Source organism: Micromonospora sp. USAFONa4 (genome assembly GCF_057197825.1).
Map to the genome: position 1 here is coordinate 3,887,980 of NZ_CM170072.1, position 12,063 is coordinate 3,900,042.

Consider the following 12,063-nt stretch of genomic DNA (forward strand, 5'->3'; position numbering starts at 1 on the left):
GCCGGTCCGGCGGACCGGTGTCGTCGCAGGTCAGCGGCCAGCGCGGCGGCGACGTCGGTTGGCGTCGTGCCGCATCATCACGGCGAGACCGGGGAAACCCCAGAGGAAACCGGCCAGGCAGGTCCACAGCCAGTCCTGGTGATCGTGCGCGGTCAGCCAGTCGCGGAAGAAGACCAGCAGCACCAGCCCGGCGATCGCCCAGGCCGCCATCCCGGCGAGGGCGAACGGCACCATCGGCGGGTCGAGCGGCTCGGGCCGCGGGGGCTGCTCCTTCGGCACGCGGCAAGCGTACGCGATCAACTTTTCCTGCTGGCCGGTGATCTGCGACGATGCGCGCGACAACGGAAGTTCCACCTGCGAGGACCTGATGGCAGTAGCGCCGCCCGAGAACGGCACACCACCCGACCCAGCGCACCCCCGGAACGGTTTCGACCGGTACTTCGAGATCTCCGCCCGTGGCTCGACGATGAGCCGCGAGGTACGCGGTGGCCTGGCGACCTTCTTCACGATGGCGTACATCGTGGTGCTCAACCCGCTCATCATCGGTGGTGCCGTCGACGGCGACGGCAAGAAGCTCTCCATCGCCGCGCTCGCCGCGGCAACCGCCCTGGTCGCCGGCCTGATGACCATCCTGATGGGCGTGGTCGGCCGGTTCCCGCTGGCGCTCGCCGCCGGCCTCGGCGTCAACGCGCTTGTCGCGTACGAGATCGCCCCGGAGATGACCTGGGCGGACGCGATGGGCCTCGTGGTGATCGAGGGTGTGATCATCGCGGTGCTGGTGCTGACCGGCCTGCGTACGGCGGTGTTCCGCTCGGTGCCGACGCAGATGAAGACGGCGATCGGCGTCGGCATCGGCCTCTTCCTGACCATCATCGGCCTGGTCGACGCCGGCTTCGTGCGCCGGGTGCCGGACGTGCAGAACACCACCGTTCCGGTCAGCCTGGGCATCGGCGGCAGCCTGGCCAGTTGGCCCCTGCTCGTCTTCGTGGTGGGTCTGCTGCTGACGATCGTGCTGATGGTGCGGCGGGTCAAGGGCGCGATCCTCATCGGCATCCTCGGCTCGACCGTGGTGGCGATCATCGTCGAGGCGGTGGCGAACATCGGGCCGTCCTTCGTCGACGGCAAGCCCAACCCGAAGGGCTGGGCGCTCAACGTGCCCGAGCTGCCGAAGACCTGGGTGGACGTGCCGGACCTGTCGCTGCTCGGCAACTTCAACCTGTTCGACTCGTGGGGCAGGGCCGGCTGGGTCGTCGTCCTGATGTTCGTGTTCACCCTGCTGATCACGGACTTCTTCGACACCATGGGCACGATGGTGGCGGTCGGCCAGGAGGGGAGCATGCTCGACGAGCGGGGCACCCCGCCGCGGGCCAAGGAGATCCTGCTGGTCGACTCGATCGCGGCGGCTGCCGGCGGTGCGGCGAGCACGTCCAGCAACACGTCGTACATCGAGAGTGCCGCCGGTGTGGCGGAGGGCGCCCGTACGGGCGTGGCCAACCTGGTCACCGGCTCGCTGTTCCTGCTGGCGATGTTCCTGGCGCCGCTGGTCGTGGTGGTGCCGTTCGAGGCGGCGTCGACGGCGCTGGTGGTGGTCGGCTTCCTGATGATGACCGCGGTGCGGACGATCGACTGGTCCGACTACGAGATCGCGATCCCGGCGTTCCTGACGATCGTGCTGATGCCCTTCACGTACTCGATCTCCAACGGCATCGGCGCCGGCCTGATCACGTACGTGGTGGTGAAGCTCGCCAAGGGCAAGGCCCGGGAGATCCACCCGCTGCTGTACGGGGTGGCCGCCCTCTTCGTGCTCTACTTCCTGCGTGGACCGATCGAGTCCGTGGTGCTCTGAACACGGCCTGCTCCGGGCCGGTGACCGAACGGGGTACCCGGCCCGGAGCAGGACAAACTTCTCGTGAGCGTGGTCATATCAGTGGTCATTCGCCAAGCTAATTAGTTAGGCTAACTATCGTGACGGAGCGGACGGTGACGGCGAAACGCGTGCCACCGGCGCAGCTGGCACCGCAGCTGCGTGATGCGATCACCCGGCTGAACCGACGGGTCCGCCAGGCCCGGCCGGTCGGCGACCTCACGGTCACCCAGCTCTCCGCGCTCACCAGCCTCCGGCTGGCGGGTGCGCTGACGCCTCGGGAACTGGCCGACGTGGAACGGGTGCAGCCGCCCACGATGACCAGGATCGTCGCGAAGTTGGAGGAGCGCGGCCTCGTGCAGCGCACCCCCCATCCGACCGACGGCCGGCAGGTCATCCTGGCGGCGACCGAGGGGGGACGGGCCGTGCTCGACCAGTTCGAGCGGGTCCGCGACGAGTGGCTGGCCCGCCGGCTGGCCGACCTGACCGAAGCCGAGCGGGAAACCCTGCGGCAGGCTGCCGAGATCCTTCAGCAGGTCGCCCGCGCCTGACCCGCGCGTCGTGCCACCGCGCCGTCCGCCGTCGATGACGCGTACGACCGCGAGGAGGCGCACCAAGAGTGCAGGCGAAGCTGAGCACGATGTTCCAGTCCCTACAGGTCCGCAACTACCGGCTCTTCGCATCCGGGCAGCTGATCAAGCTGATCGGCGTCTGGATGATGTTCATCGCCCAGGACTGGCTGGTCCTCGAGCTCTCCGACAACTCCGCCACCGCGCTCGGCGTGGTGACCGCGCTCCAGTTCACCCCGGTGCTGCTGCTCACGCTGCTCTCCGGGCGCCTGGCCGACCGCTACGACAAGCGGATGCTGCTCTTCGTCGCCAACGCCTTCTGGACCGTGCTGGCGCTCGCCATGAGCCTGCTGGTGATCACCGGCCTCGTGCAGCTCTGGCACGTCTTCGCGTTCGCGGCCCTGCTCGGCGTCGCCAACGCCGTGGAGACCCCGGTCCGGCAGGCGTTCGTCTCGGAGCTGGTCGGTACGTCGCTGCTGCCGAACGCGCTCTCGCTGAACGCGGCCGTGTTCAACTCGGCCCGGATCGTCGGGCCGGCCGTCGCCGGCCTGGCCATCGCCGCCTTCGACGTCGGGCCGGTCTTCATGTTCACCGCCCTCAGCTCGATCGCCCCGCTGGTCACCGTGATCCGGATGCGCCCCGCCGAGCTGCACCGGGAGGCGCTGCCGCCGCGCGACGAGCGGGCGTCGGCCAAGGTGGTCGACGGGCTGCGCTACGTGTGGCGCCGGCCCGACCTGCTGCTGCCCATGGCGGTGATGTCGGTGATCGGCATGTCGCTGTTCAACTTCCAGCTCACCCTCGCCGCGCTGGCCAAGACCGTGTTCCAGACCGGCGCCGCCTCGTTCGGGCTGTTCAGCACCGCACTGGCCGTCGGCGCGCTGGTGGGTGCGCTCGCCGGCACCGGGCGGCGCAGCCGCCCGTCGGTCTGGCTGGTGCTCGGCGCGGGAGTCGGCTGCGCCAGCTTCGGCACGCTGGTGGGGCTCGCCCCGGCGTACTGGATGGTGGTGACGCTGCTGCTGCCGACCGGGTTCTTCATGGTGTACTTCGCCCAGGCGGCCAACCAGCGGGTCCAGCTCGGCACGGACGCCGCCTTCCGCGGCCGGGTGATGGCCCTCTGGGTGCTGGTCTTCCTCGGCACCAACCCGGTCGGGGCGCCGCTCATCGGCTGGGTCGCCGAGACCTACGGCGCGGGCGCCAGCATCTGGAGCGGTGGGCTGATCTCGCTGGCCACCATCCTGATCGCGCTCACCTGGCAGCTGCGCCGCTCCGGCGCCCGGCTGCGTTTCCGCATCCTGCCGATGCCGCGCTTCTACGTCACCTCCGCCGACTGCTGAGCCCGTCCCCAGGTGGGCCGACCGCTTCCTGGGCCGGATGACACGAAAGCGGTAGCGGTAAGGGGGAAAGCGGCTTAGCGTCGATACGTGGAGCTCGGACGCGCGCTGCTGCTGATCCTGGCCATCGTCGCCATGGCCAGCCTGCCGGCGCTGATCGCCCTGGTCTTCTGCGCGGACGAGATCATCGACCGGGTCGCCTGCGGGTACGCCGAGTGGCGTGAGCGCCGGCGGGAGCGGCGCACCATCGCCCGGCTGGACCGGGCGGTCGAGGCCGGCGCGCTGACCCGCGACATCGACCTCACCGCCTTCGACCGGCCCGACCGGCGCCCGCTGGAGGAACTCGCCGCCGACCTGCGCCGCCTGCGCAGCCAGGGGGTGGGTTCCGACGGCCGCCAGCCCGTCTGGCACGGCATGGTCCTCCAGGCGTACGACGACCGGCTCCGGCTGGCCTGCCGGGCCCTCGGGCTGGCCGAGCACCTGACCGAGCTGGAGGGCGTCGACCTGGAGCTGGAACGCGTCCGGGTGGAGGGCCTGCTGCACACCGCCGGGCTGACCCTGCCCGCCGCCCGGGCCGGTCACTGGCAGCGTCACCGCTGAGGGCGGGGCCCGCGTGAGGCTCTTCGTCGCGCTCTACCCACCGCCCGAGGCGGTCGCGCACCTCGGCGCGCAGGTCGCCCGCCTGCGGATCGGCGCGGCGGCCGCCGCCGGGACCAACGTCCGGCTCGCCGACCCGGCCAACGCGCACGTCACCCTCGCCTTCCTCGGCGACGTCGAGGCCGACCGGCTGGTCGCCGTGGAGAGCGCGCTCGGGCTCGCCGCCGAGTGGTCCCGCGACGGCCGCCAGGCCGCGCCCCGGCTCCGGCTGGCCGGCGGCGGGCGGTTCGGGCGGGGCCGGTTCACCGTGCTCTGGGTCGACCTGCGCGGCGAGGTGGAGCCGGTGCTGGTGCTGGCCCGGCTGATCCGCTCCCGGCTACGGCACGCCCGCCTGCCGCACGACGAGAGGCCGTTCCGCCCGCACCTGACCGTCGCGCGCCCCGGCGACCGGGTGCCCCCGGCCGACGTGGTCGCCGACGTGACCACCCTCGACGACTACGAGGGCCCGGAGTGGCCGGCCGGCGAGATGGTCCTCGTGCGCAGCCACCCCGGCCCCCGCCCCACCTACGAGCGCCTGGCCGCCTGGCCCCTCTGACGCTCCCCGGTCACCAGGCCCAGGCCTCGGGGCCGGGGCCGCCGTTGCCGACGGGCGGGAAGAGCTCGTCCAGGCGGGTGAGGGTGTCCTCGTCGAGCTCGACGGTCAGGGCGCCCAGGGAACGGTCGAGCTGGTCGGTGGTGCGCGGCCCGATGATCGGGGCGGTCACCCCGGGCCGGGACAGCAGCCAGCCGAGGGCCACGTCCGCCGGGTCGTGACCGAGGTCGCCGCAGAGTTTCTCGTACGCCTCGATGGTCGGCCGGTGCTCGGCGAGCGCGTCGGCGGAGCGGCCGCTGGCGCCCCGCGCGGCCCCGCCCTCGGCCATCTTCCGCAGCACCCCGGCGAGCAGCCCGCCGTGCAGCGGCGACCACGGGATGACGCCCAGCCCGTGGTGCTGCGCGGCGGGCACCACCTCCAGCTCGACGTACCGGGTCATGAGGTTGTAGATGCACTGCTCCGAGACCAGGCCGAGGAAGTGGCGCTTCCCCGCCGCCTCCTGCGCCACGGAGATGTGCCAGCCGGCGAAGTTGGACGATCCGACGTAGAGGACCTTGCCCTGGGCGACCAGGGTCTCCATGGCCTGCCAGATCTCCTCCCACGGCGTGCTCCGCGAGACGTGGTGCATCTGGTAGAGGTCGATGGTGTCGGTCTGGAGGCGGCGCAGCGAGTCCTCGCAGGCCCGGACGATGTGCCGGGCGGAGAGGCCCTGCTGGTTGGGCCACTCGCCCATCTTGCCGTAGACCTTGGTGGCCAGCACGACCTTCTCCCGCCGGCCGCCACCCTGGGCGAACCAGCGCCCGATGATCTGCTCGGTGATCCCCTCGCCGGTCTGCCAGCCGTAGACGTCGGCGGTGTCGAAGAAGTTGATGCCGTGGTCGAGGGCCCGGTCCATGATCGCGAAGCTGTCCGGCTCGGTGGTCTGCGGCCCGAAGTTCATCGTGCCGAGGCAGAGGCGGCTGACCGACAGGCCCGTACGGCCGAGGTTCGTGTACTCCATGGGGCCACCCTGCCACGGCGGCAGTCGGAGCGCCTCGCGTTGACTCCGGCGACCGGGCGGTCGCCGGAGTCAGGCGGTCACGAGGACTCGCGGGCCGCCGGGCCGCTGCCGAAGAGCACGTCGTCCCAGCTCGGCAGGCGCTTGCGCGGCTTACCGCCGGCGTCGGTCGACTCGCCCGCCGCTGCCGCCGGCGCGCCCGTGCGACGGGGCCGGAGCACCGCCAGCGACGGCACGGCCGGCACCTCCTTGGGGGCGTCCGAGTCGTCGTCGAAGGCGGAACCCTGCCCACCGCCGAGCAGCGCCGCCGCCCCGCCGCCGACCGGCCGCTGGCGTGGCGCGTCCTGCCCGGCCAGGGCAGCCGGGGTGCGGGGTTCGAGCCCGCGACCCGAGGTCGAGCCGAGCGGACGGTCGAGCGAGGCGAGCAGGGCGTCCCGCCCGGCCCGGATCGGGTCGCGCCCGGGACGGCTGTGCTCCGCCGCCGCCGGCAGACCGTGCCCGCCCCGGCTCGGCTCGCCGCGCGACGGGCCCGGCAGCGCGTGGCCGCCCCGCTCCGGTGCCGGCTCCTGGCCGAGGATCGGGGTGGGCCGCTCGGCGCAGAGGTATTGCGCCATGTCGTCGTGCGGGGTGACCGACTGCCGGGTCTTGTCGAGATCCCAGATCGCCTGCGCGGTGGCCTTGCCCGAGGGCCAGGTCGCCACGATCCGCCAGGTGCCGTCGTCGCGGCGCCACGCGTCCCAGGAGATCTTCTCGGTGTCGATCCCGTGCTGGGCCAGCCGGCCGTTGACCACCTCGGCGAGCGGGGTGGGCTTCTCCGCGCCCTTCAGCCGGGTGCGGCGGGCGTGCTGGGCGAGCATGGCCCGCTCCTGGAGCACCGGGCCGGCGTAGCGCAGCACGCGGTCGACCGGCACGCCGGCGATCCGGGCCACGTCCTCGGCGGACTCACCGGAGCGGATCTTGGCCTGGATGTCCCGAGGGGAGAGTGAGGGCACCGGGTCGGCGGTCGCCGACGGGGCCACCGCGAGCGGCGGGGCGCCGGGCTCGGCGTGCAACGCGCCGGCGATCCGCTCGTCGATGGGCAGGGCGAGCAGTCGCCCGACCTCGTCGGCGAGCACCAGGGCCTGGCCGTCCTCGGAGAGGGCGACGAAGCGTACTGGGCGCATCGCGTTGCCTCCGTCCCGCTTCGCTGGCCGTCACGCCACGAGCCGGCCACCCGGGCGTCCTCGCACCACCGTACGCGCATCTGTCCGCAGGTGGGGGATGCGACACCCGCATGTCGCGACTGAGCTGCGACGATGATCACGGTCGGTGGCCGCCGACGCGTCCGGCGGCCACCGACCGTGACGGCGGTCAGAGTCGCTCGACCACGTAGTCGATCGACGCGGTCAGCGCCTCGACGTCGGCCGGCTCGACGGCCGGGAAGAGCGCGACACGAAGCTGGTTGCGGCCCAGCTTGCGGTAGGGCTCCGTGTCCACGATGCCGTTCGCGCGCAGCGCCTTGGCGATCGCGGTGGCGTCGACGGACTCGGCGAAGTCGATGGTGGCGACCACGTTGGAGCGCAGCGCCGGGTCGGTGACGAACGGCGTCGCCACCTCGGAGCGCTCCGCCCAGCCGTACACGATCGCGGCGCTCTCGGCCGTGCGCTTGGCCGCCCAGGCCAGCCCGCCCTGGGAGTTCATCCAGTCGGTCTGCTCGGCGGCCAGGAAGATGGTGGCCAGCGCCGGGGTGTTGTAGGTCTGCTCCAGCCGCGAGTTGTCGATCGCGGTGACCAGGTCGAGGAAGGCCGGGATGTAGCGGCCGGACGCCTTGATCTCGCCGGCCCGCTCCAGCGCGGCCGGCGACATCAGGGCCAGCCACAGGCCGCCGTCGGAGCCGAAGCACTTCTGCGGGGCGAAGTAGTAGACGTCGGTCTCGCCGACGTTGACGTCCAGGCCGCCGGCGCCCGAGGTGGCGTCGACCAGCAGCAGCGAGCCGGGGTCGGCGCCGGCCACCCGGCTGATCGGCACCGCGACACCCGTCGAGGTCTCGTTGTGCGGGGTGGCGTAGACGTCCACCCCGGCCTCGGCGGTCAGGGTGGGCGCGGTGCCGGCCTCCGACTTGCGGACGGTGGGCTCGCCGAGGAACGGGGCGTCCTTGACGGACTTGGCGAACTTCGCGCCGAACTCGCCGAAGCTGGCGAACTGCGCCCGGTCGCGGACCAGGCCGAACGTCGCGACCTCCCAGAAGGCCGTGGTGCCGCCGTTGCCCAGCACCACCTCGTAGCCCTCGGGGAGGGAGAAGAAGTCGGCGATGCCGCGGCGCAGCCGGGCCACCTCGTCGCGGACGGTCTTCTGCCGGTGCGAGGTGCCCAGGTAGCTCGTCGCCACCTCGGCGAGGGCGGAGACCGCCGCCGGACGGACCTTGGACGGCCCGCAGCCGAACCTCCCGTCGGCGGGCTTGAGGTCGTCGGGAATCCGGATGGTCGGTGCGTCAGCCACGGTTGTCGAGATCCTTCCGCATGGGCGAGGGCGGGCCCGGTGTTCAGGCGGGCGCGGATCGACGGCGGACGCGCGCTCAGGCGCACGACGTGGCCGGGACCCGGGCCCGGTCCGGCGTCACTGCCGGCCCTCATCCTCCCACCCGCGCCGGCCGCACCGGCCGCCGATCCCACCAGCGACGTTGAGGCGTCCACCACAATCCGTGCCAGCACGCCGCCCCCGACCGCACCCGGACGCGAGGAAGGGCCCCTTCCTGTGCACCAGGCGTTAGGAGGGGGCCCTTCCTCACATCTCAGACGCCGTGCGGGATGGCGTCCCAGCCCTCGACGTCGCTGGGCTTGCGGGTGCCCGGGCCGACGTAGCGGGCCGACGGGCGGACCAGCCGCTGGAGCTTCTTCTGCTCCAGGATGTGCGCGCTCCAGCCGCCCATCCGGGCGCAGGTGAACATGGAGGTGAACATGTGCGCCGGCACCTCGGCGAAGTCCAGCACCACGGCCGACCAGAACTCGACGTTGGTGGCGAGCACCCGGTCCGGCCGGCGGGCCTGGAGCTCGGCCAGGGCGGCCTTCTCCAGCGCCTCGGCGATCTCGAAGCGCGGCGCGCCCAGCTCCTTGGCGGTGCGGCGGAGCACCCGGGCCCGCGGGTCCTCGGCCCGGTAGACGCGGTGGCCGAAGCCCATCAGCCGCTCGCCCCGGTCGAGGACGCCCTTGACGTAGCCCTCGGCGTCGCCGCTGCGCTCGACCGCCTCCAGCATGCTGAGCACGCGGGACGGGGCGCCGCCGTGCAGCGGGCCGGAGAGGGCGCCGATGCCGGAGGAGATGCAGGCCGCGGCGTCCGCGCCGGTGGAGGCGACGATCCGGGCGGTGAAGGTGGAGGCGTTCAGGCCGTGCTCGGCGGCCGAGATGAAGTAGGCGTCGACGGCCTTGACGTGCCGCGGGTCCGGCTCCCCCCGCCAGCGCTTCATGAAGCGCTCGACGATGGTGGACGCCTTGTCGATCTCCTTCTGCGGCACGGCCGGCAGGCCCAGGCCGCGCGCCGACTGGGCGACGAAGGAGAGCGCCGTGACCGACACCCGGGCGAGGTCCTCGCGGGCCTGCTCGTCGGAGATGTCGAGCAGCTGGTTGAGACCCCAGTACGGGGCCAGCATCGCGACCGCGGACTGCACGTCCACCCGGATGTCACCGGAGTGCACCGGCACCGGGAACGGCTCCGCCGGCGGCAGACCCGGGCCGAACCGCCCGTCGACCAGCAGCGCCCACACGTTGCCGAAGGAGACCTGGCCGATCAGATCCTCGATGTCGACGCCGCGATAGCGCAGCGCGCCGCCCTCGCGGTCGGGTTCGGCGATCTCGGTCTCGAAGGCTACGACGCCCTCCAGCCCGGGTTTGAAATCGGCCATGTCGCTCTCCTGGATCTGCTCGGTGCGCCCGCCCGGGGCTCCGGTCCCGGCCCAGCCGGGCGAGCGCCTTAGGCGACCCTCAGGGATGTGTTCGTGACATCTTGCCTGCTGGGTAACCGGATTCGCGACCCACTGCGACTGTGCCGCACACGACATCCCCGGTCCGGGCGGCCCGGACCGCGTCGGCGACACTGTGCGGTGCGGGCTGGCCAGCGCCGCAGGCAGCGGGCCGGGTCGATGAGGAGGAGGGGGAACGTGACGGGGGACACAGTCCGGCCGGCGGGTATGCGTAACGAGTACGCCCCGGAGCTGGGCCTTTCCGAGGCGGACCTGGCCGCCGACTGGCACGGCCAGTTCGCCCGCTGGTTCGCCGACGCGGTCGCCGCCGGACTGCCCGAACCGAACGCGATGGTGCTCGGCACCGCCGACGCCGAGGGCCGCCCGAGCGCGCGCACCGTGCTGCTGAAGGGGTACGACCCGGAGGGCTTCGTCTTCTTCACCAACTACGGGTCCCGCAAGGGCGCCGAGGCGGCCGTCAACCCGCACGTGAGCCTCGTCTTCCCCTGGTTCCCGCTGCACCGGCAGGTGGTGGTGGCCGGCCGGGTCGAGCGGGTCGACCGGGCGGAGACGGAGGCGTACTTCGCCAGCCGGCCGCGCGGCTCCCAGCTCGGCGCGTGGGCCAGCACGCAGTCCCGGGTGATCCCCGGGCGGGCCGTGCTGGACGAGGCGTACCGGGCGGCGGCGGAGCGGTTCGCCGAGGTCGAGCCGATCCCCGCCCCGCCGTACTGGGGTGGCCTGCGGGTGCGGCCGGAGTCGGTGGAGTTCTGGCAGGGCCGGGTCAGCCGGCTGCACGACCGGCTGCGGTTCCGGCTCACCGGGCCCGGGGAGTGGAGCGTCGAGCGGCTGGCGCCGTGACCCAGCTCAAGGACGCGCGGCCGAGCGGGCTGCGCCGGTTCGCGATCGACGTGCGCCCGCTGGCCGTGCCGGCGTACCGGCGGATGTGGCTCGGCAACGGCATCGCGATGTTCGGCATCCAGCTCACCGCGGTCGCCGTGCCGGTGGAGATGTACGCGCTGACCGGTAGCTCGCTCTGGGTCGGCCTGATCGGGATCGCGGCGTTCGTACCGCTGCTGGTCTTCGGGCTCTGGGGCGGCGCGGTGGCCGACGCGCACGACCGGCGCAAGGTGCTGCTGGCGACGGCGGCGGTGCTCTGGGCCGCCACGTTCGGCCTGGCGGTGCAGGCGGTGCTCGGGATCGGCAGCCCGTTGCTGCTGCTCGTCCTGGTGGCGGTGCAGTCGATCGCCTTCGCGATCAGCTCGCCCACCCGCAACGCGATCCTGCCCCGGCTGGTGCCGGCGGAGCTGGTGCCGGCGGCGACCACGCTGAACTTCACCACCTACACGGCCGCCTCGGTGTTCGGCCCGCTGGCCGCCGGCCTGATCTTCGCCTGGTGGGGCACCGACCTCGGCCTGCCGATCGCGTACGCGGCCGACGCGGTGCTCTACCTGGTCGCCGTCTGGGCGACCGTGAAGCTGCCGGCCATGCCGCCGGAGCCGGACCCGGACGCGGACCCGGACGCCGCCCCACGGCGGGCCGGGCTGGCCAGCATCGTCGACGGCCTGCGCTACCTGGCCACCACCCCGGTGCTGATGCTCTCCTTCGTCATCGACCTGATCGCCATGGTGCTGGCCATGCCCCGGGCGCTCTTCCCCGAGATAGCCGAGTCCCGCTTCGGCGGCGGCGCGGCCGTCGGCTGGCTCTACAGCGCGATCGCGGCGGGCGCGATGCTCGGCGGGCTGACTTCCGGGTGGATCGGGCGGCTGCGCCGGCAGGGGCTGGTGCTGGTGCTGGCGGTGGTCGGCTGGGGGCTGGCGATCGCGGCGGCCGGCCTCGCCGGCCAGCTCTGGCTGATGGTGCTGCTGCTCGCGGTGGCCGGGGCGGCCGACCTGGTCAGCGCTGTGCTGCGGCAGTCGATGCTGCTGGTCTACGCGCCGGACCGGATGCGCGGGCGGCTGATGGGTGTCAACACGGTGGTCATCGCCGGTGGCCCGCGCCTGGGCGACCTGCGGGCCGGGGCGGTGGCGGCCGGTTTCGGCGGCGGCGTCGCCTGGGTCGGCGGCGGGCTGCTCTCGGCGGCCCTCGCGGTGCTGCTCGCGGTGGCCTTCCCGGTGCTGCTGCGCTACCGGGCGGCGGACCCGCCCGGCGGTGACAAGGCGTGACGGGGCGGGTCGGGGCG

At 73.1% G+C, this 12,063-nt stretch carries 12 protein-coding genes; 7 read left to right on the top strand and 5 right to left on the bottom strand.

Translation table 11 applies throughout. From position 1 onward, the window contains the following. Positions 1 to 30: 30 nt before the first annotated feature. Positions 31 to 279 (bottom strand): DUF2530 domain-containing protein, encoded by a 249-nt coding sequence (locus AC0OO9_RS17180; protein WP_484511115.1) that lies wholly within the window; start codon positions 277 to 279, stop codon positions 31 to 33. Positions 280 to 367: 88 nt separating this feature from the next. Between AC0OO9_RS17180 and AC0OO9_RS17185 the strand changes: the two genes are divergently transcribed. From AC0OO9_RS17185 to thpR, 5 genes are all read left to right on the top strand, one after another. Beyond that, positions 368 to 1,846: an NCS2 family permease gene (locus tag AC0OO9_RS17185; protein ID WP_357576798.1), complete on the top strand. Its 1,479-nt coding sequence runs from the start codon at positions 368 to 370 to the stop codon at positions 1,844 to 1,846. A gap of 119 nt (positions 1,847 to 1,965) precedes the next feature. Next, positions 1,966 to 2,415, top strand: a complete 450-nt coding sequence (locus AC0OO9_RS17190; protein ID WP_484511116.1) for a MarR family winged helix-turn-helix transcriptional regulator — start codon at positions 1,966 to 1,968, stop codon at positions 2,413 to 2,415. Between the two features lie 68 nt (positions 2,416 to 2,483). Then, positions 2,484 to 3,767, top strand: coding sequence for an MFS transporter (locus tag AC0OO9_RS17195; RefSeq protein ID WP_484511117.1), 1,284 nt, complete (start codon positions 2,484 to 2,486; stop codon positions 3,765 to 3,767). Between the two features lie 87 nt (positions 3,768 to 3,854). Next, positions 3,855 to 4,364: a hypothetical protein gene (locus AC0OO9_RS17200; protein WP_484511118.1), complete on the top strand. Its 510-nt coding sequence runs from the start codon at positions 3,855 to 3,857 to the stop codon at positions 4,362 to 4,364. Between the two features lie 13 nt (positions 4,365 to 4,377). Beyond that, positions 4,378 to 4,956, top strand: coding sequence for an RNA 2',3'-cyclic phosphodiesterase (gene thpR, locus AC0OO9_RS17205; protein ID WP_484511119.1), 579 nt, complete (start codon positions 4,378 to 4,380; stop codon positions 4,954 to 4,956). Positions 4,957 to 4,966: 10 nt separating this feature from the next. On the opposite strand, the gene AC0OO9_RS17210 is transcribed toward thpR, so the two are convergent. From AC0OO9_RS17210 to AC0OO9_RS17225, 4 genes are all read right to left on the bottom strand, one after another. Then, on the bottom strand, positions 4,967 to 5,953 hold the full coding sequence (locus tag AC0OO9_RS17210) for an aldo/keto reductase (RefSeq protein WP_484511120.1): 987 nt from the start codon (positions 5,951 to 5,953) through the stop codon (positions 4,967 to 4,969). 77 nt (positions 5,954 to 6,030) lie between these two features. Next, positions 6,031 to 7,113, bottom strand: coding sequence for a septation protein SepH (gene sepH, locus AC0OO9_RS17215; protein ID WP_132231924.1), 1,083 nt, complete (start codon positions 7,111 to 7,113; stop codon positions 6,031 to 6,033). Between the two features lie 187 nt (positions 7,114 to 7,300). After that, positions 7,301 to 8,428, bottom strand: coding sequence for a phosphoserine transaminase (serC, locus tag AC0OO9_RS17220; protein WP_151454143.1), 1,128 nt, complete (start codon positions 8,426 to 8,428; stop codon positions 7,301 to 7,303). Positions 8,429 to 8,720: 292 nt separating this feature from the next. Then, positions 8,721 to 9,827, bottom strand: coding sequence for a citrate synthase 2 (locus tag AC0OO9_RS17225; RefSeq protein WP_089002315.1), 1,107 nt, complete (start codon positions 9,825 to 9,827; stop codon positions 8,721 to 8,723). Between the two features lie 237 nt (positions 9,828 to 10,064). Between AC0OO9_RS17225 and pdxH the strand changes: the two genes are divergently transcribed. Both pdxH and AC0OO9_RS17235 read left to right on the top strand, forming a co-directional pair. After that, positions 10,065 to 10,742: a pyridoxamine 5'-phosphate oxidase gene (pdxH, locus tag AC0OO9_RS17230; RefSeq protein WP_484511121.1), complete on the top strand. Its 678-nt coding sequence runs from the start codon at positions 10,065 to 10,067 to the stop codon at positions 10,740 to 10,742. Beyond that, entirely contained in the window at positions 10,739 to 12,046 is a 1,308-nt protein-coding gene (locus AC0OO9_RS17235; RefSeq protein ID WP_484511122.1) for an MFS transporter, read from the top strand. The genes pdxH and AC0OO9_RS17235 overlap by 4 nt, the downstream gene beginning before the upstream one ends. The last annotated feature ends 17 nt before the right edge of the window (positions 12,047 to 12,063 follow it).